The organism is Burkholderia sp. Bp8994 (assembly GCF_003853805.1).
Lineage (GTDB): Bacteria > Pseudomonadota > Gammaproteobacteria > Burkholderiales > Burkholderiaceae > Burkholderia.
The window spans coordinates 94,592-112,846 of sequence record NZ_QTQH01000016.1; the positions used below are offsets into that span (position 1 = coordinate 94,592).

Here is an 18,255-nt window from a genome sequence, read left to right on the forward strand (position 1 = left end):
GGGCTGAGGCTGAGGCTGAGGCTGAGGCTGAGGCTGAGGCTGAGGCTGAGGCTGAGGCTGAGAAGCCGCCAAGGGCCGCGCCGCGCGTCACCCCGGCCCACCCCGCAACGGCGTGGCCGGCGCGCGCGTCGCATGCGCTTACGCCTCGATCAGCGTGCGGGTCGCTTCGGCGACGAGGCTGCGCAGCCAGCGCACTTCGTCGGAGTAGTGGCAGCGTTCGTGCCACAGCTGGTAATACTGCATCGGCGGGAAGTCGAGCGGTGCCGGCACGACCGACAGCGGCAGGAACTTCGCGTAGTGATCGGCGAACAGGCGCGTCGTCGTGAAGATCAGGTCGGACTTCACCAGCACGTACGGTGCGAGGTTGAAGTACGGCAGCGTGACGACCACGTGACGCTTGAGCCGTTCGCGTGCGAGATGCACGTCGATCGCGCCGCGCTGGCCGACCGAGTACGGCGTCGGCGCGAGATGCGGCGCGTTCAGGTACTGGTCGAGCGTGAGCCCGCCGCGCTTCGCGAACGGGTGCGTGTTGCTCATCAGGCAGACGATTTCGTCGACGAACAGGTTCGACAGGTGCAGCTGCTCGGGCGGCTCGGGCCAGTTGCCGACGACGATGTCGAGCTTGCCGTCTTCCAGCGCGAGCTCGTAATCGAACGCGGGGCCGAGCGAATGGAACTCGAGCGTCGCGTTCGGCGCCGCCTGGCGGAAGCGTTCGACGACGGTCGGCACGAACAGCACGTTCAGGTAGTCGGGGCAGCCGATCCGGTAGCAGCGGATCGACGTGGCCGGGTCGAAATTGTGCTGCTGGAACTTGATGCGCTCGATTTCACGCAGTGCGTTCTGCACCGGCTCGAGCAGGCGCAGCCCGTATTCGGTCGGGACCATGCCGGACTTGCCGCGCACCAGCAGCGGGTCGCCGGTGATGTCGCGCAGGCGCCGCAGCGCGGCGCTGATCGCCGGTTGCGACTGGTTCAGTTTGACGGCCGCGCGCGTGACGCTGCGCTCCATCAACAAGGTGTGCAAGACGCGCAAGAGGTACGTGTCGATCGCCTCGCGTTGCTGACTCATGATTTCTCCGGTTTATATGGCTGGGCTGATCGATGGGGGAGGTGGGTATATGGTTTTTAATATGAACTAAAGTCAGCGTCAAGAGATGGATACCCGCAGACACCCGTCGCCGGGCCTCGCCAAGCGGACTGAAGAGGGCCGAACGGGGAGCGGGTGAAGGGGGCGGAATGCGGGCGTGCGCGGTACCGCGCGGATGCGCATTGCACGCATCCGGTGGTCAGGGCACCGCGCGTGACACGCGTGCGTCAGTCGTCGATGCGCATGCCGACTTTCAGCGTGACCTGCCAGTGGATGACTTGGTCGCCTTCGATGTGGCCGCGCGTTTCGGTCACCTGGAACCAGTGCAGGTTGTGCAGCGTCTTGCCGGCTTTCGAGATCGCGTTGCGGATGGCGTCGTCGCACGATTGCCGCGACGAACCGGTCAGTTCGATCAGCTTGTAGACGTGGTCGCTCATGATGCGCTCCCTGGGATGTCGGTGTGTGTGCGGCCGGCGCAAGCGGCGGGCCCGAAGCGGCGCCGCGCGTGTCCGGCTTCTTGAGTGATAGGTATGATGGGCGGCAAGTGCAACCTCAATTGGAGACGAGGAAGATCGTGGAAGTCGGATTTTGCGGACCGGGATTGATGGGCGCGCCGATGATTCGGCATTTGCTGGCGGCGGGCCACCGGGTCAGCGTATGGAACCGCACGCGCGGCAAGGCCGAGGCGCTTGAAAAGGACGGTGCGCAGGTGGTCGACACGCCGCGCGAACTGGCCGAGCGCGTCGACACGGTGTTCGTGTGCGTGCTCGACGGCCGTGCGGTCGGCGACGTCGCGTTCGGCGAGCACGGGCTGTTTGCCGGCGATGCGCATGCACGCCGGCTGAAGCGCATCGTCGATCACTCGAGCATTCCGCCTGCCGCGACGCGCGACTACGCGGCGCGTGCCGCCGCGCTCGGCGTCGGCTGGATCGATGCGCCGGTGTCGGGCGGCGTGCCCGGCGCGCAGGCCGGCACGCTTGCGGTGATGGCGGGCGGCGGCGCCGCCGACCTCGCTGCGGTGCGACCGCTGATCGATACCTACGCGTCGCGCGTCACGCACATGGGCGACGCTGGCGCGGGCCAGACCGCGAAGCTGTGCAACCAGGCGATCGTCACCGCGACGGTGACCGCGATCGCGGAAGCCGTCGGCCTGGCCCAGGCGAGCGGCATCGACGCCGCGCGTCTGGCCGACGCGCTGGCGGGCGGCTGGGCCGATTCGGTGCTGCTGCAGACCTTCGTGCCGCGCATGACGTCAGGCGGTCACGCGCCGATCGGCGCGCTCAGCACGTTCCAGAAGGATGTCGATGCGATCGCCGACGCCGCGCGCGACACGGGCGCGGTGATGCCCGTATCGGCCACGGTGCAGCAGGTGCTGCGCCTGGGCGCCGCGCAGGGGCTTGCCGGCGCCGATTTCGCCGCGTTCATCGACATCGTCCGGCCCGGCAACGGGCGCGGGACGGCGCAGTGAGCGCGCCGCGACGCTGAAGCGGGAGGCCTGAATGGCCGATGGGCCGCCCGGAGGCGGCCCATCGTGTCGGTGTCGGTTCAGCCGAGGGAGCGCGGTGTCGTGTCGCCGGCGTTCTGGCGTCCGAGCCCGCCACGCAGGCTCGCTTTCGTGCCTGCACCAAATTCGGGCAGGATACGCGCGCGGGCGCGGCTCGCGAACACGAGGAAGCCGAAGCCGTTCGCCTCGTACCAGTACCCGCCGTTCTCGAGGCCGTCGAGCGGCTGTTCGAGTGCGTTGGCGATCGATTCGAGGCAGCGCTTGCGCAGTTCGGCGATGGCCGGATAGGGCGGCTGTGCGCCGCGCACGCTGCACAGAAGCACGTCGAGGCCGGGTAGCACGTGCGCATAGAGGACGGGTTCGTCCTGCGCACGGGCGCGGGCAATCTTGGTGTCGAGCTGCGCGAACGGTTTCGAATGGCGCAATACCGCGAGGAAGGACTCCTGGCCATCCTGTTGCGCACGTCGACGTTTTTTCGGGAAGGACATAAACACTCGCCTGAAAAACAATTGCAAGAAATGCGGCACTTTCATGCGACCCACTCCCGGCTATGTACGCCGCATGTCGATCCTTTATAGCACACGAAAATGCTGCACTCCGCACTCGTGCGGTACGACGATCAATGTCTCCCGTCGACCCGCATGCCACGATGATCGACACAGCCAGCGTCTTGGCGCCCGTACTGTCGTTTAGTCTCCATCATAGACCTGCTTTTCCCGCGCGTGCATTCGCGCGTCACAAAAAAGTGAGATAGGCGCTCGCACGACGGTGCACGATGCGTGCCCATGAAAAAGGCCCGCACATGGCGGGCCCGGCAGTCGCAGCGTGGCGCGGTGCTCAGCGTTGCTTGAGCGAATCGCGGATCTCGCGCAGCAGCACGATGTCTTCCGGCGTCGCGGCCGGCGCCGCTTCTTCCGGCTTGCGCAGCTTGTTGATGAATTTCACCATCAGGAAGATGATGAACGCGAGGATCACGAAGTTGATCGCCACGGTGATGAACGAGCCGTAGCCGAATGCGGCGACGCCCGCGGCCTGCAGGTCCTTGAACGAATCGGGATTACCCTTGAACGTCGGGGGGATGGTGCCGAGCAGAACGAACTTGTTCGAGAAATCCAGACCGCCCGTCAGCACGCCGATGACCGGCATGATGAGGTCTTTCACGACCGAGTCGACGATCTTCGAGAACGCGCCGCCGATGATCACGCCGACGGCGAGATCCATCACGTTGCCTTTGACGGCGAACTCCTTGAATTCCTTGATTATGCTCATGAGCGGCTTTCTCCTGGTTGGGCGAGAGGAGGCGTGCCGCGACGCGCAGGGCTGCGAAGCGTCTGATGGGTCGGATCGGGGGCACGCCGATGGCCGCATGATAGCGAACGTGCCCCATTGCCGGTAGCCCATCTTGAAATGATTAACAAATCACCGGGCCGGCGCGAGTGGAAATGAAAGAAAGCGCGGGGGCGGGCGCGGCGCGATGCGTCGACGCCCGCGCGAGCCATGCTCAGGTGTTGTCGTCGGTCCAGCCGTCGTCGTTGCTGCCGAGATCGACGCCGCCGCCGCCATTGCCGTCGCTCCAGTTCGAATCGTCGCCGCGGCCGAGGTCGAAGCCCGGATCGTTGTTCTCCTGGCGCCGGCGCTGGTCGTCGACGATCACGTCGCGTTCGACTACGCGTTCGCGGCCGCCGGACATCGCTTCGCCGAGCAGCACGCCGGTCAGCAGCCCGCCCATTCCGCTGCCGAAACCGCCGCCTTGCTGAACCACGACGGGCGGCTGCTGTTGCGGATACGGTTGCGGCGGATACGGCTGTTGCGGGTACGGTTGCTGCTGATACGGCTGCCCTTGCATGCCGGTCACGCGATCGGCTTCCTGCGCATACACGGAGCCGCTGCCGTTCGCGGGCGCAGCGGGCGGCGCGCTCGGATCGGGGCGGCCTTCGACGCGCGCCTTCACGCTCGCATGCCGCTGTTCGAGTTCGTCGATGCGATACGGCGGCACCGGGTTCTTGCCGTTCGACAGCGCTTCGACGAGCGCGCGTGCATCGGTCTCGATGCCTTCGAGTTCGCTGGTGAGCGCGGCGGCACCGGGCGCCGTCGACAGTTTCGCGTCGAGTTTCAGCGGACGGATGTCGTTCAGCACGTCGGTCGCGCGTTTCAACTGCGCGCGGCGTTCGTCGCCGGCACGGCTGTCGTCGGCCGAGCGTGCGCGCCGCAACGTCCAGCGCAGCACCAGCGCGATGACCGCGACGAGCAGCCCGAGGCCGATCCACATGCCGGTCGACGGACCGTGTTTCGCAACCGGCGCGGCAGGTGCGAGCGACGACTGCAACGAACCGGCCTGCGTGGCCGACGGTGCGTTGCCGCTCGCGCCGCTCACGCGCGCGGCGTCGGCGCGAATGCGCGATTCGGTCTGCGCGAAATGCGACGCGTCGGTGAAGCGCAGTTGCGGATCGAGCGACTTCGCCCGCTGCAGTTGCGCGAGCGCGTCGGACGCGCGGCCTTCGCGGTCCAGCACCTGTGCGTACAGATAGCGCGCATGCGCATTGTTCGGATGGGCGTCGATGACTTGCGACAGCTGCGTGTCGGCGCGCTGCCAGTCACGTTGCGCGATCGACTGCTCGACTTGCTGCAGCGACGGAACCGCAAAGGCGGCGGACGACAGCAGCATCAGCGAGAAGCCGAGTGCGGCGAGAGATTTCTTCATGGTCGAACCGGGCGCGGGCGCCCGTCTCCTGACGATCGGTGCGCGCCGCGCGCCCGGCGGGCCGCGGCGCGGTTGCCTGCCGTTACTGCGCGGGCGTGTCGAGCTGCTTCTTCAGCGCGGCGAGGCGGTCCTCGACCGACGGGCCCTTGTTCAGCGCGGCGAGCTTGTCGTCGAGCGCCTTGCCGCTCGACGTGTCGGCCGAATTCAGGCGGGCGTCCGAACGCGCATTCTGCAGCGCGACCTTGTCCTCGAGCTTCTGGAAGTCCTCGGACAGGTTCTTGCCGCCGATGCCGCCCAACGCGCTTGCCGCGACATCCTTCGCCTGCGCGATTTCCTGCTTGGCCTGCAGGATGTTCGAGCGTGCGTTCAGGTCGTTGCGGCGCTGACGCATGTCGGCGATCTGCCCCTTCAGCTTGTCGACCGACGGCTCGAGCGTCGTCAGCTCGGCCGCGAGCGCATCGCGCTCGGCTTCGGCGTTCGACTGCGCGGCGAGCGCCTCGCGTGCGAGCGCTTCGTCGCCCGCCTGCAGCGCGCGCTTCGCGCCGTCCTCGTACTTCTTCACCTTGTCGTCGGCCGCATCGCGCTTGCTGCGCTGGGTCGCGACTTGTGCCTCGATCTCGATCAGCGAATTCTCGGCACGGCCGATGCTGTCGTCGAGCTCCCGCACGATCTGCCGTGCGTCGCGCGACGGATCCTGTACCGAGTCGGCCGCATCGTTCAGCAGGCCTTTGATCGTGCGCGAAACAGAGTCGAAAAGCGACATGAAATCCTCCGTGGTTGAAAGGTGCCGCGTCGGCGGCAATGCCCGTCGCGAATCGGTTCCGACCCGCGTGAGCCGGCGGATATTACACCGCCGGCCCCTTAAATACGGCTTAAGCGCTGGAGTTCAAGCGCCGTGCGTGTGCAGGTTTCCACCTTTCGCATCTGAAAGAAACGCCGCGGCGCGCACCGGGTCGCGAGTCCATGATAGGCGGAGCATGGCGCCAATACGTTCCGCAATTCATGCTTGTGCGGGAATTTTTACAAAAAATCGCGAAGCCGATCGGTCGATTTCATTAAAATGCGCTGTCACGTCGCGGGAACGGATCGCCGCGCGGCGGGGTCTGTCGACGTGACAGTTGCCACGATGCACCCACTCTGATTCATCCGCTTGCATTTTCCGCATGCGTCCGAGGGCGCCACGCCGCCCGCCATTCCGACATGCCAATCATCAAACGACCGTCTTCTCCTTCCGACCGGAACGAACCTCACTACACGTTGCGCCGTTCGCCGTCGGGGGCCTATTACCCCGATGACGACGAGCGCGGCGACGACCGGCGCGCGCAGCGCCGCGGCGGCGGGGACGGCGCGCGCCGCTCGTTCGGCTCGCGCGTCGCGCTGTGGTTCGTCGGCCTGATCGCGACGCTCGCGATCGTCGGTGCGCTGATCGTCGGCTACGCGCTCGTCGTGATGGCGCCGCAACTGCCGTCGCTCGATGCGCTGACCAACTACCAGCCGAAGGTGCCGCTGCGCGTGTTCAGCGCCGATCACGTGCTGATCGGCGAGTTCGGCGAGGAGCGCCGCAGCCTCGTGCGCTTCCAGGACATTCCCGACGTGATGAAGAAGGCGGTGCTCGCGATCGAGGACTACCGCTTCTACGAACACGGCGGCGTAGACTTCCTCGGCATCCTGCGCGCCGGCGTGGCCGACCTGATGCACGGTGGCGCGCGCCAGGGCGCGAGCACGATCACGATGCAGGTCGCGCGCAACTTCTTCCTGTCGAGCGAGAAGACGTATACGCGCAAGATCTACGAGATGCTGCTCGCGTACAAGATCGAGAAGGCGCTGACGAAGGACCAGATCCTCGAGCTGTACATGAACCAGATCTACCTGGGCCAGCGCTCGTACGGTTTCGCGGCCGCCGCGCGCGTGTATTTCGGCAAGGACCTGAAGGACATCACGCTCGCCGAGGCGGCGATGCTCGCGGGGCTGCCGAAGGCGCCGTCCGCGTACAACCCGGTCGTCAATCCGAAGCGCGCGAAGGTGCGCCAGGAGTACATCCTGAAGCGCATGCTCGAGATCGGCTACATCACGCAGCCGCAGTACGACCAGGCGGTGAAGGAAGAGATCCGCGTGCGCACGCCGGGCAACCAGTACGCGGTGCACGGCGAATACGTCGCCGAGATGGTGCGGCAGATGATGTACCAGCAGTACAAGGACGAAACCTATACGCGCGGGCTGACCGTCACGACGACGATCAACTCGGCCGACCAGGAAGCCGCGTACCAGGCCGTGCGCCGCGGCATTCTCGATTACGAGCGCCGCCACGGCTATCGCGGGCCGGAAGGCTCGATCAACTTGCCGGCGGCCGGCGACGATCGCGACGAGGCGATCGACGACGCGCTCGCCGATCACCCGGACAACGGCGACCTGCAGTCGGCGGTGGTGCTGTCGGCGTCGCCGAACGCGGTCGAGGTGCAGTTCGTCGGCGGCGCCACGACGACGATCGGCCCGGCCGGCCTGCGCTTCGTGTCGGCCGCGCTGAGCCCGCGCGCGAACGCGACGCTGCACATCAAGCCGGGCTCGATCGTGCGCGTGCTGAAGGACGGCAAGACGGGCTGGCAGATCGTGCAGCTGCCGCAGGTCGAAGGCGCGCTCGTCGCGATCGCGCCGCAGGACGGTGCGATCCGTTCGCTCGTCGGCGGCTTCGACTTCAACAAGAGCAAGTTCAACCACGTGACGCAGGCGTGGCGTCAGCCGGGTTCGTCGTTCAAGCCGTTCATTTATTCGGCGTCGCTCGACAAGGGCCTCGGGCCGGCGACGATCATCAACGATGCGCCGCTGTACTTCCCGCCGAGCGTGCCGGGCGGCACCGCGTGGGAACCGAAGGACGACGACCAGCCCGACGGCCCGATGTCGATGCGCACCGGCCTGCAGCGTTCGAAGAACCTCGTGTCGATCCGGATCCTCGCGTCGATCGGCACGCAGTACGCGCAGGAGTACGTGACGCAGCGCTTCGGCTTCGATCCGGCGAAGACGCCGCCGTACCTGCCGATGGCGCTCGGCGCCGGCCTCGTGACGCCGCTGCAGCTCGCGACCGGCTATGCGGTCTTCGCGAACGGCGGCTACAAGGTCGATCCGTACCTGATCGCCGAAGTCGACGACGCGCGCGGCCAGCCGCTGCAGAAATCGCAGCCGGTGATCGCCGGCGGCACCGCGCCGCGCACGATCGAAGGCCGCAACGCATACGTGATGAACAGCCTGCTGCACACGGTCGCGACGGCCGGTACGGGCGCGGGCACCAACGCGCTCGGCCGCAGCGACCTGCAGGGCAAGACGGGCACGACGAACGATGCGAAGGACGGCTGGTTCGCCGGCTACCAGCAGTCGCTCGTCGCGGTCGCGTGGATGGGCTTCGACCAGCCGAAGAGCCTCGGTAGCCGCGAATTCGGCGCGCAGCTCGCGTTGCCGATCTGGGTGAACTACATGCGCACCGCGCTGAACGGCGTGCCCGAGCAGCAGATGCCGATGCCGGACGGCCTGACCTCGATCGACGGCGAGCTGTACTACGCCGATCGCACGCCGGGCAACGGCTTCGTCGGCAGCGTGGACATCAACCCGGCCGCGAATGCGATCAGCGCGAACGACGCGCTCGGCTCGGCCGGCTCGGAGGGGCTCGCGCCGCCGCCCGTCACGCAGCAGGAGAAGCAGCAGATCATGGACATGTTCGAGAACAAGTAAGCGATACGCGGATGTGTCGCATGCGGCGGGCGCCTTCGGGCGCCCGTTTTTTTTATGTGTCTTCGCGCATCAGCCAGCGGGAGGACGAATCAGAACGACGCGCAGGCCGGTACGAGCGTGATGCCGACCGAGTCCTGCCGGAAGCGCTCGCGGTACGCGTGCCGGATCGCCACGAGCCGCGCGTGCGTATCGGCGGTGTCGTCGGCGACGATACGGACCACGAAACTCGCTTCGCCGATGATCCGGCCGGTGGCGCGGTCGCGCCATTGGCCGCGGGTGTCCCAGACCGTGAAACCGTCCGGAAAGCGCGGCGTGACGACCTCGGCGAGGAAGGCCGCGCGTTCCGTTTCGGTGACGGGGCCGCGTCCCGCGATATCGCGCCCGAACAGCAGGTCGGCCTGCAGCATCCGGTGCATGTCCGGCCGCAGACAGCCAACGGAAGCGTCGACGACGGGCGAGGGCGGGGCCGCGCAACCGGCAAGTAGCGCGACGGCTGCCGCGCCGATCATCTGCCGCGTACGACGTTGCCACGCCGCGGGCCATGCGTTCGGCGGCGCTATCTGCCTATTTCGCGTCCGGCGCGCTTCGCGCGCGTAAAACGCTGCGCGCTCAACCACTTGCGTGCTTGTCCGGCGGGTTATCAACAGGGCTGTCAACATAAACTGGGGATAACCCTGAGTATCGTGCGCGGGTTCAGTGCTGCAGTTTTGCGTGCGCGAGATGCATGCCGAGCGTCGCGGGATCGGTGTTCGTGCCCGACAGCAGCACGCCGACCCGCTTGCCCTGCAGCGTTTCGCGCAGCGGGCCGAGCAGCGCCGCGAGCGCAGCCGCGCACGCCGGTTCGACCGACAGCTTCAGTTGCGAGAACAGGAACAACATCGCCGCGCGCAGCGCGTCGTCGGACACCGTGACGATGCGGTCGACGTGGCGCCGGCACAGCTGGTAGCTGTACTCCTCGGTGTGCGGCGCCATCAGCGAGTCGGCGATGGTCTGCATCGCGCTCATCTGGATCGTGTGATTCGCCGCGAAGCTGCGGCTCATCGCGTCGGCGCCTTCCGGCTCGACGCCGTACACGTGCACGCGCGGATTCGCGAGCCGCAGCGCGGTCGCCATGCCGGCCGCGAGCCCGCCGCCGCCGATCGGCACGATCACCGCGTCGAGATCGGGCGTCTGCGTCGCCCATTCGTAGCCGAGCGTCGCGGTGCCGAGAATCGTGTGATAGCCATTGAACGGATGGATGAAGAAGCGACCTTCCTCGGCCTCGATCCGCCGCACGACGTCGAATGCCTGCGACGCGCTGCCGGCGAGCACGACTTCCGCGCGGTACTGCTTGCACTGCGCGATGCGCGCCGGGCTCGCGGTATGGAACATCACGACCTTCGCGCTGCTGCCGAGCCGCATCGCCGCATACGCGACGGCCGCCGCGTGATTGCCGGCCGACACGCACGTGACGCCGGCGTTCTTGCGCGCTTCGTCGAGGGCCAGCAGGTTCGTGAACGCACCGCGCGCCTTGAAGCTGCCGCTCACCTGCAGCAGCTCGAACTTGAAGTTGACGTGCGTGCCCTCGAGGGACGGCAGGTCGGCACGCTCGAACACGGGCGTGCGCGCGACCCACGGCGACAACGCGAAATGCTGCGCGGCGATTTCGTCGAGCGTCGGAATCGGTTCGCCGTCGATCGTCGTATGGGCAGTGCGCTGTTGGTCAGTCGACATGACGTGGCGGGTGGCGGGTGGCGGGAGGGGGCCGGCCCGCACACGCAGGCCGGCGTGGCGGGGGCAGTCAGTGTGCGTCGACCGACATGCTGCGGATGAACTTGCGCAGGAACTGCTCGCAGGCGGCGAGCTGCGCGAGCTCGACATACTCGTTCGGCTTGTGCGCCTGTTCGATGTTGCCGGGCCCGCAGACGATGCTCGGGATGCCCGCGCGCTCGAACAGGCCGGCTTCCGTGCCGTAGGCGACCTTGCGCTTGTCCTGGTCGGCCGTCAGCGCGCGCACCAGCTGCGTGATCGCTGCCTGTTCGGTCGCGTCGAGCCCGGGCGCCGCGGCGATCTTCGAGAACTCGATCGCCGCGTTCGGATGCTCGCGAAGCATCTGCGGCAGCAGCGTTTCCCGCGCATACGCTTCGATGCGCGCGAAGATCTGTTCGGGATCGAGCGTCGGCAGGTTGCGGAACTCGAAGTCGAACCGGCATTCGGCCGGGACCGTGTTGATCGCGTTGCCGCCCTGGATCGTGCTCGTCTGCGCGGTCGTGAACGGCACGTCGTACAGCGCGTCGAACGGGCCTTCGGCGCGAAAGCGCTCGGCGATGTCGCGGATGTGGCAGATGAGGCGCGCCGCATATTCGATCGCGTTCAGGCCCTTCGGCGTCAGCGACGAGTGCGCCGCGTGGCCGCGCACGCAGCAGCGGTACGCGTTGATGCCCTTGTGCGCGATGATCGGCCGCATGCTGGTCGGCTCGCCGACGATGCAGCCGGACGGCTTCACGCCGCGTTTGACCAGATCGGCGATCAGCAGCGGGGCGCCCGCGCAGCCGATTTCCTCGTCGTAGGACAGCGCGAAATGGATCGGCTTCGCGAGCTTCGTCGCCTGCATCTCCGGCAGCAGCGCGAGCGCCGCGCCGATGAAGCCCTTCATGTCGCACGTGCCGCGGCCGTACAGGCGGCCGTCGCGCAACTCCGGCTCGAACGGGTTGCTGTCCCACTGCTGGCCGTCGACCGGCACGACGTCGGTGTGCCCCGACAGCACGATGCCGCCGTCGGTCGAGCCGTCGTGCGCGGGCACGGTCGCGAACAGGTTGGCCCAGCCTTCGCGCGGATCGTGCGTGAGCGTCGACTGGATGCCCTTCGCGGCGAGCGCGTCGCGCACCGTTTCGATCAGGCCGAGGTTCGGCACGCGGCTCGTCGTGTCCATCGACACCAGCTGCTTGATCCAGGGCAGGCTGACGAGCGAGGCGTCGCCTTGGGTTGCGGCGGACGGCGCCGGCGCGTCGAGAGTGGACATGGCAAAACTCCGTCTGAGGAATGGGAAAATCATACTCAAAAACGCGCCGGCCCGCCTTCGCCGGCCGCGATGCGGTGCAGCATCGCGGCCGTGCCGTCAGCGTGCCGCGCTCGCCGCGTCGGCGCGCGGGGCGAGCGCGCGCAGCGTTTCCTTGATCGTCGACACGCGGATCGCGAGATCGGGCGAGCGCGTCTCGATGCGCAGCTTGTCCTGGCCCGCGAGCTTGATGTGCCGGTGCTTCTGCACCATCTCGATGATCCGCATCGGATCGATCGGCGGGTTCGGCTCGAACTGCAGCCCGATCGCGGCCTCGCTCGCGTCGATCTTGACGATGCCGAGCGGCTTCGCGGCGAGCCGCAGCCGGTGCGTCTCGACGAGCGCGTGCGCCTGCGGCGGCAGCTTGCCGAAGCGGTCGATCAGCTCTTCCTGGATGCCGTCGATCGCGTCGCCGTGCTCGCAGTTCGCGAGCCGCTTGTACAGCGACAGCCGCTCCTGCACGTCCACGCAGTAGTCGGCCGGCAGGATCGCGGGCGCATGCAGGTTGATTTCCGTCGTCGCGGCGAGCGGGGCCGTGAGGTCGGGCTCCTTGCCGTTCTTCAGCGCCTTCACGGCGTCGTTCAGCATGTCGGTATACAGCTGGAAGCCGATCTCGTGGATCTCGCCCGACTGCTTGTCGCCGAGCACCTCGCCGGTGCCGCGGATCTCGAGGTCGTGCATCGCGAGATAGAAGCCCGAACCGAGTTCCTCCATCTGCTGGATCGCCTCGAGGCGGCGTTGCGCCTGCTTGGTCAGCGACTGCGGGTCGTGGACCAGCAGGTATGCGTACGCCTGGTGGTGCGAACGGCCGACGCGGCCGCGCAACTGGTGAAGCTGCGCGAGGCCGAACTTGTCGGCGCGATGCATGATGATCGTGTTCGCGCTCGGCACGTCGATGCCGGTCTCGATGATCGTCGTGCACAGCAGCACGTTCGCGCGCTGCGCGACGAAATCGCGCATCACGCGTTCGAGCTCGCGCTCGTGCATCTGGCCGTGCGCGATCACGATCCGCGCTTCAGGCACGAGCTCCTCGAGCATCGCCTTGCGGTTCTCGATCGTCTCGACTTCGTTGTGCAGGAAATACACCTGGCCGCCGCGCTTCAGCTCGCGCAGCATCGCCTCGCGGATCACGCTTTCCTCCTCGCGGCGCACGAAGGTCTTGATCGCGAGCCGCTTCTGCGGCGCGGTCGCGATCACCGAGAAATCGCGCAAGCCCTCGAGCGCCATCCCGAGCGTGCGCGGGATCGGCGTCGCGGTCAGCGTCAGCACGTCGACTTCCGCGCGCAACGCCTTCAGCGCTTCCTTCTGGCGCACGCCGAAGCGGTGTTCCTCGTCGATGATCACGAGGCCGAGGCGCTTGAACTGCACGTCCGACGACAGCAGCTTGTGCGTGCCGATCACGATGTCGACGCTGCCTTCGTTGATCTGCGCGATCGCCGCGTTCACTTCCTTCGCGGTCTTGAAGCGCGACAGCTCGACGATGCGCACCGGCCAGTCGGCGAAGCGATCGGCGAAGGTCTGCGTGTGCTGCTCGGCGAGCAGCGTGGTCGGCGACAGCAGCGCGACCTGCTTGCCGCCCATCACCGCGATGAATGCGGCGCGCAGCGCGACCTCGGTCTTGCCGAAGCCGACGTCGCCGCACACGAGGCGGTCCATCGGCTTGCCGCTCGTCATGTCGCCGATCACGGCCGCGATCGCCGCGGCCTGGTCGGGCGTTTCCTCGAACCCGAAGCTTTCCGCGAACTTCACGTAGTCGCGCGGCTCGAGCGCGAACGCGTGACCTTCGCGGGCCGCGCGGCGCGCGTACAGGTTCAGCAGCTCGGCCGCCGTATCGCGGATCTGCTGCGCGGCCTTGCGCTTCGCGCGCTCCCACTGGCCCGAACCGAGCGCGTGCAGCGGCGCGCTGTCGGGATCGGCGCCGCTGTAGCGCGAGATCACGTGCAGCTGCGCGACCGGCACGTAGAGCTTGCTGTCGCCCGCGTATTCGAGATGCAGGAATTCGGTCTCGCCTTCGCCGAGATCCATCGACACGAGGCCCATGTAGCGGCCGATGCCGTGCTGCGCATGCACGACCGGATCGCCGACCTTCAGCTCCGACAGGTCGCGCACCATCGCGTCGACGTTGCTCGCCTGTTCCTGGCGGCGGCGCCCGGCGCGGCGGCCGAGCGCGCCGTACAGCTCGGTTTCGGTGACGATCGCGTAGCCTTCGCCCGGCACCGCGAAGCCGCTCGCGAGCGGCGCGACGCCGAGCGCGAAGGGCGCGTCGCTTTCGAGCCAGCCCGCGAAGTGGTCGTTCGACGCCGGACGCAGGCGATGCTCGGCGAGCAGTTGCAGGATCGTCTCGCGGCGGCCGGCCGATTCGACCGTCAGCAGCACGCGCTTGCCCGACGCTTCGACGAAGGTGCGCAGCGCGGCGAGCGGATCGTCCGCGTGGCGATCGACGGTGAGCTCGGGCAAGGCCGTCGCCCAGCCGCCGGCCGGCTGCGCGGGCAGCACGACGCGCGCGAACGGCTTCGCGAACGCGAAGAAATCCTCGTCGGACAGGAACAGCCGCTGCGGCTCCAGGATCGGCCGCTCGCGGTCGTGCGCGAGGAACGCATGACGCTGCTTCGTATCGGCCGTGAAGCGGCGGATCGACGCTTCGAGGTCGCCGGCGAACACGAGGTGCGCATCCTGCGGCAGGTAGTGAAACAGCGTGGCCGTCTCGTCGAAGAACAGCGGCAGGTAGTACTCGATGCCGGCCGACGGCACGCCGTTGCCGATGTCCTTGTAGATCGGCGCGCGGCTCGGGTCGCCTTCGAAGGTCTCGCGCCAGCGGCTGCGGAAGGCCGTGCGCGCCGCTTCGTCGAACGGAAACTCGCGGCCGGGCAGGAGGCGCACGTCGCGCACCGGATAGAGGCTGCGCTGCGTATCGGGATCGAACGCGCGGATCGAGTCGACCTGGTCGTCGAACAGGTCGATCCGGTACGGCAGCGGCGAGCCCATCGGGTACAGGTCGATCAGCGAGCCGCGCACGCAGTATTCGCCGGGCCGCACGACCTGGCTCACGTGCTCGTAGCCGGCCAGCGTGAGCTGCGCCTTCAGCTTCGCCTCGTCGAGCCGCTCGCCCTGCGCGAACGCGAACGTGTACGCGGCCATGAACGACGCGGGCGGCATCCGGTACAGCGCGGTGGTCGCGGGCACCAGCAGGATGTCGCAGCGGCCCTCGCCGAGGTCGTGCAGCGTCGCGAGCCGCTCGGAGACGAGATCCTGGTGCGGCGAGAACGTGTCGTACGGCAGCGTTTCCCAGTCCGGCAGCAGGCGCACGCGCGCCTCCGGCGAGAAGTAGCGGAGTTCCTGCGACAGCCGCTGCGCGTCGACCGCGTTCGCGCAGATCACCGCAAGGAGCGGGACCGCGTCGCGGTTGTCGGCGAGATAGCGGGCGATGGCGAGTGCGTCGGCGGAGCCGTGCGCGCCGTCGAAGGCGAACCGCTGGCCCGGCTTGACGCGGGCGACGGGCGAGGCGAACGGGGTGGAAGCGTTGTCTGGCATAGGGACGGCAGGGGTGGCGGGCACGGGCGCGACGCGGCGCGCCGGTCGAGACGAAAGACCTATTATAAAATCCGCTTCTCGATTTCATCTTTCCGGCGTTTCCCCTTCGTGACTCCCCGACTTTTCGCCCTGATTCCTTGCGCCGGCACGGGCAGCCGTTCCGGCTCGGCCGTGCCGAAGCAATACCGCACGCTGGCCGGCCGCGCGCTCCTGCATTACACGCTCGCCGCGTTCGACGCGTGCAGCGAATTCGCGCAGACGCTCGTCGTCCTCGCGCCCGACGACACGCACTTCGATGCGCGCCGCTTCGCGGGCCTGCGCTTCGCGGTGCGCCGCTGCGGCGGCGGCTCGCGGCAGGCGTCGGTGCTCAACGGGCTGCTCGAGCTGGCCGAATTCGGCGCGACCGAGCAGGACTGGGTGCTCGTGCACGACGCCGCGCGCCCTGGCATCACGCCGGCGCTGATCCGCACGCTGGTCGCGACGCTGAAGGACGACCCGGTCGGCGGCATCGTCGCGCTGCCGGTGGCCGATACGCTCAAGCGCGTGCCGGCCGGCGGCGACGCGATCGCGCGCACCGAGTCGCGCGACGCGCTGTGGCAGGCGCAGACGCCGCAGATGTTCCGCATCGGCATGCTGCGCGACGCGATCCTGCGCGCGCAGCGCGAAGGGCACGACCTGACCGACGAGGCCAGCGCGATCGAATGGGCCGGCCATACGCCGCGCGTCGTGCAGGGCAGCCTGCGCAACTTCAAGGTCACGTACCCGGAAGATTTCGCGCTCGCGGAAGCGATCCTCGCGCGCCCCGCGAACGCTTCCTGACTTTCACCTCATCTCAAACCGGATTACGCATGGACTTCAGAATCGGACAAGGCTACGACGTGCACCAGCTCGTCCCGGGGCGCCCCCTCATCATCGGCGGCGTGACGATTCCGTACGAGCGCGGCCTGCTCGGCCATTCGGACGCGGACGTGCTGCTGCACGCGATCACCGACGCGCTGTTCGGCGCGGCGGCGCTCGGCGACATCGGCCGCCATTTCTCCGACACCGACGCGGCGTTCAAGGGCGCGGACAGCCGCGTGCTGCTGCGCGAATGCGTCGCCCGCGTGAAGGCGGCCGGCTTCACGATCCAGAACGTCGACAGCACGGTGATCGCGCAGGCGCCGAAGCTCGCGCCGCACATCGACGGGATGCGCGCGAACCTCGCGGCCGATCTCGGCCTGCCGCTCGAGCGCGTGAACGTGAAGGCGAAGACCAACGAGAAGCTCGGCTACCTCGGCCGCGGCGAGGGCATCGAGGCGCAGGCCGCCGCGCTGCTGGTGAAGCAGGGCGCGTGAGCGCCCGACGCCGGTCCGAAGCGGCGCGCAGGTTGCGCCGCCGGAATGAAAAATGCCACGCGCTTGCGTGGCATTTTCGTTTTGCGGCGCGATCCGGCGCGCTTGACCGCCGTATCGCGCTGCCGTTCGCGTGGCTGCTTATTCGCCTTCGGCGGCGATCACCTGCGCGGCGGCGTTGATCACCGACGCGATGCGGCCGACGTCGCGCAGCTGCGTCGTCGACATCCCTTGCTCGTTCTTCAGCAGCGCGTAGTGCGACTTCACGCAGAAGTGGCACTTGCCGACGATCGACGCGGCGAGCGCGTACATCTCGAAGCGGCGCTTGTCGACGCCGCCGTGCGACGCATACGCGCCCATCCGCAGCTCGGCGCGCTGCGTCTTCAGGTCGGCATCGTCGGCCATCTCGACATACGGATACCAGGTGTTGTTCATCCCCATCAGCGCGGCCGCCGTCAGCACGGCGTTCGTCTCTTCGGGCGACAGCACGCCGGCTTCGCGGATCGTCTTCACGAGCACGGTACTCTTCGCCGCGACCGCCGCCGCCAGCGCGACGCCGACTGCATCGGTGCCTTCGAGCGACGAGCGCGAGATCGTGCCGTCGAGGTTCAGGCGAATGTCCTTCGCGTAGTCGGGGATACGTGCCTTAATCGAATCGATGAATTCCATTGATATCTCCTATGGGTTGGCCGTTAAAAAAGCCCGCAGGCAGGACGTGCGCCGCGGGCTTCGTGCATCGATGCGCTTACAGCGTTGCGCCGCCGACTGCACGGTTGCACGGGCACAGTTCGTCCGTTTGCAGGCCGTCCAGAATGCGCAGGACTTCTTCCGGGCTACGGCCGACGTTCAGGTTGTTCACCGAAACGTGCTGGATCGTGTTGTCCGGATCGACGATGAACGTTGCACGCAGGGCCACGCCGGCTTCCTTGTCGCGCACGCCGAGCTGGTCGATCAGCTCGCCCTTGACGTCGCCGAACGAGTAGTGGTTCAGCTTGTCGAGGTCCTTGTGCTCACGGCGCCATGCGAGCTTCACGAATTCGTTGTCCGAGCTGCCGCCGAGCAGGACGGCATCGCGCTCTTCGAACTGCTTCGTCAGCTTCGCGAACTCGACGATTTCCGTCGGGCACACGAACGTGAAATCCTTCGGATAGAAGTAGATGATCTTCCACTTGCCCGGGAACGACGCTTCGGTGACGGTCTCGAACGCCGACTGGCCGTTTTCCTCGTGATTGTTGAAGCCCGGCTTCGCGGCTACGACGGTGAATGCTTCGAGTTTATCGCCCACGGTTTTCATGCGGATACTCCTGTGTGAGTTGGGAAGAAGACTGAGTCAAGCTACCTCGGT

General features: G+C 67.5%; 16 protein-coding genes. 4 read left to right on the forward strand and 12 right to left on the reverse strand.

What is annotated here, in order from left to right:
• Nucleotides 1-138 precede the first annotated feature (138 nt).
• Nucleotides 139-1,068: a LysR substrate-binding domain-containing protein gene (locus tag DIE04_RS18985; RefSeq protein ID WP_006762467.1), complete on the reverse strand. Its 930-nt coding sequence runs from the start codon at nt 1,066-1,068 to the stop codon at nt 139-141.
• A gap of 245 nt (nt 1,069-1,313) precedes the next feature.
• Complete coding sequence (locus DIE04_RS18990) at nt 1,314-1,523, reverse strand: dodecin (RefSeq protein WP_006755984.1); 210 nt, start codon at nt 1,521-1,523, stop codon at nt 1,314-1,316.
• Nucleotides 1,524-1,660: 137 nt separating this feature from the next.
• Between DIE04_RS18990 and DIE04_RS18995 the strand changes: the two genes are divergently transcribed.
• Nucleotides 1,661-2,554, forward strand: coding sequence for an NAD(P)-dependent oxidoreductase (locus DIE04_RS18995; protein ID WP_044843795.1), 894 nt, complete (start codon nt 1,661-1,663; stop codon nt 2,552-2,554).
• Nucleotides 2,555-2,631: 77 nt separating this feature from the next.
• Here DIE04_RS18995 and DIE04_RS19000 read toward each other — a convergent pair whose 3' ends face one another.
• The 4 genes from DIE04_RS19000 to DIE04_RS19015 form a co-directional block, all read right to left on the reverse strand.
• Entirely contained in the window at nt 2,632-3,078 is a 447-nt protein-coding gene (locus tag DIE04_RS19000; RefSeq protein WP_185500383.1) for a hypothetical protein, read from the reverse strand.
• Between the two features lie 349 nt (nt 3,079-3,427).
• Nucleotides 3,428-3,859, reverse strand: coding sequence for a large conductance mechanosensitive channel protein MscL (gene mscL, locus DIE04_RS19005; protein ID WP_006760677.1), 432 nt, complete (start codon nt 3,857-3,859; stop codon nt 3,428-3,430).
• A 232-nt stretch (nt 3,860-4,091) separates the two neighbouring features.
• Nucleotides 4,092-5,291 (reverse strand): tetratricopeptide repeat protein, encoded by a 1,200-nt coding sequence (locus tag DIE04_RS19010; protein ID WP_124520044.1) that lies wholly within the window; start codon nt 5,289-5,291, stop codon nt 4,092-4,094.
• 82 nt (nt 5,292-5,373) lie between these two features.
• Complete coding sequence (locus DIE04_RS19015) at nt 5,374-6,054, reverse strand: PspA/IM30 family protein (protein ID WP_044843730.1); 681 nt, start codon at nt 6,052-6,054, stop codon at nt 5,374-5,376.
• 437 nt (nt 6,055-6,491) lie between these two features.
• Here DIE04_RS19015 and DIE04_RS19020 point away from each other — a divergent pair, with 437 nt between their 5' ends.
• Nucleotides 6,492-9,011, forward strand: a complete 2,520-nt coding sequence (locus DIE04_RS19020; protein ID WP_124486218.1) for a penicillin-binding protein 1A — start codon at nt 6,492-6,494, stop codon at nt 9,009-9,011.
• Between the two features lie 89 nt (nt 9,012-9,100).
• Here DIE04_RS19020 and DIE04_RS19025 read toward each other — a convergent pair whose 3' ends face one another.
• From DIE04_RS19025 to mfd, 4 genes are all read right to left on the reverse strand, one after another.
• The gene (locus tag DIE04_RS19025; RefSeq protein ID WP_124486314.1) at nt 9,101-9,520 is read right to left on the reverse strand and encodes a DUF3574 domain-containing protein; all 420 of its coding nucleotides are present in this window, start codon (nt 9,518-9,520) and stop codon (nt 9,101-9,103) included.
• Between the two features lie 184 nt (nt 9,521-9,704).
• The gene (locus DIE04_RS19030) at nt 9,705-10,724 is read right to left on the reverse strand and encodes a threonine/serine dehydratase (RefSeq protein WP_044843727.1); all 1,020 of its coding nucleotides are present in this window, start codon (nt 10,722-10,724) and stop codon (nt 9,705-9,707) included.
• Nucleotides 10,725-10,791: 67 nt separating this feature from the next.
• Complete coding sequence (gene argE / locus DIE04_RS19035; protein WP_124520045.1) at nt 10,792-12,012, reverse strand: acetylornithine deacetylase; 1,221 nt, start codon at nt 12,010-12,012, stop codon at nt 10,792-10,794.
• Between the two features lie 96 nt (nt 12,013-12,108).
• Nucleotides 12,109-15,579 carry a transcription-repair coupling factor gene (gene mfd / locus DIE04_RS19040; protein WP_124486220.1) on the reverse strand — a complete coding sequence of 1,157 codons (3,471 nt, stop codon included), beginning with the start codon at nt 15,577-15,579 and terminating at the stop codon, nt 12,109-12,111.
• Between the two features lie 108 nt (nt 15,580-15,687).
• Here mfd and ispD point away from each other — a divergent pair, with 108 nt between their 5' ends.
• Nucleotides 15,688-16,398, forward strand: a complete 711-nt coding sequence (gene ispD / locus DIE04_RS19045) for a 2-C-methyl-D-erythritol 4-phosphate cytidylyltransferase (RefSeq protein WP_124486221.1) — start codon at nt 15,688-15,690, stop codon at nt 16,396-16,398.
• Nucleotides 16,399-16,427: 29 nt separating this feature from the next.
• On the forward strand, nt 16,428-16,913 hold the full coding sequence (gene ispF, locus DIE04_RS19050; RefSeq protein ID WP_044843723.1) for a 2-C-methyl-D-erythritol 2,4-cyclodiphosphate synthase: 486 nt from the start codon (nt 16,428-16,430) through the stop codon (nt 16,911-16,913).
• Between the two features lie 138 nt (nt 16,914-17,051).
• On the opposite strand, the gene DIE04_RS19055 is transcribed toward ispF, so the two are convergent.
• Nucleotides 17,052-17,579 carry a carboxymuconolactone decarboxylase family protein gene (locus tag DIE04_RS19055; RefSeq protein ID WP_124520047.1) on the reverse strand — a complete coding sequence of 176 codons (528 nt, stop codon included), beginning with the start codon at nt 17,577-17,579 and terminating at the stop codon, nt 17,052-17,054.
• 76 nt (nt 17,580-17,655) lie between these two features.
• The gene (locus DIE04_RS19060) at nt 17,656-18,204 is read right to left on the reverse strand and encodes a peroxiredoxin (RefSeq protein ID WP_006478563.1); all 549 of its coding nucleotides are present in this window, start codon (nt 18,202-18,204) and stop codon (nt 17,656-17,658) included.
• Between the last annotated feature and the right edge of the window lie 51 nt (nt 18,205-18,255).

Coding starts and splice junctions, on each gene's coding strand:
- DIE04_RS19010 (WP_124520044.1), bottom strand. CDS start 5,291: ATGAAGAAATCTCTCGCCGCACTCGGCTTCTCGCTGATGCTGCTGTCG.
- ispF (WP_044843723.1), top strand. CDS start 16,428: ATGGACTTCAGAATCGGACAAGGCTACGACGTGCACCAGCTCGTCCCG.
- argE (WP_124520045.1), bottom strand. CDS start 12,012: ATGTCCACTCTCGACGCGCCGGCGCCGTCCGCCGCAACCCAAGGCGAC.
- DIE04_RS19060 (WP_006478563.1), bottom strand. CDS start 18,204: ATGAAAACCGTGGGCGATAAACTCGAAGCATTCACCGTCGTAGCCGCG.
- DIE04_RS19015 (WP_044843730.1), bottom strand. CDS start 6,054: ATGTCGCTTTTCGACTCTGTTTCGCGCACGATCAAAGGCCTGCTGAAC.
- DIE04_RS19020 (WP_124486218.1), top strand. CDS start 6,492: ATGCCAATCATCAAACGACCGTCTTCTCCTTCCGACCGGAACGAACCT.
- DIE04_RS19030 (WP_044843727.1), bottom strand. CDS start 10,724: ATGTCGACTGACCAACAGCGCACTGCCCATACGACGATCGACGGCGAA.
- DIE04_RS19055 (WP_124520047.1), bottom strand. CDS start 17,579: ATGGAATTCATCGATTCGATTAAGGCACGTATCCCCGACTACGCGAAG.
- mfd (WP_124486220.1), bottom strand. CDS start 15,579: ATGCCAGACAACGCTTCCACCCCGTTCGCCTCGCCCGTCGCCCGCGTC.
- mscL (WP_006760677.1), bottom strand. CDS start 3,859: ATGAGCATAATCAAGGAATTCAAGGAGTTCGCCGTCAAAGGCAACGTG.
- DIE04_RS19000 (WP_185500383.1), bottom strand. CDS start 3,078: ATGTCCTTCCCGAAAAAACGTCGACGTGCGCAACAGGATGGCCAGGAG.
- DIE04_RS18985 (WP_006762467.1), bottom strand. CDS start 1,068: ATGAGTCAGCAACGCGAGGCGATCGACACGTACCTCTTGCGCGTCTTG.
- DIE04_RS18990 (WP_006755984.1), bottom strand. CDS start 1,523: ATGAGCGACCACGTCTACAAGCTGATCGAACTGACCGGTTCGTCGCGG.
- DIE04_RS19025 (WP_124486314.1), bottom strand. CDS start 9,520: ATGATCGGCGCGGCAGCCGTCGCGCTACTTGCCGGTTGCGCGGCCCCG.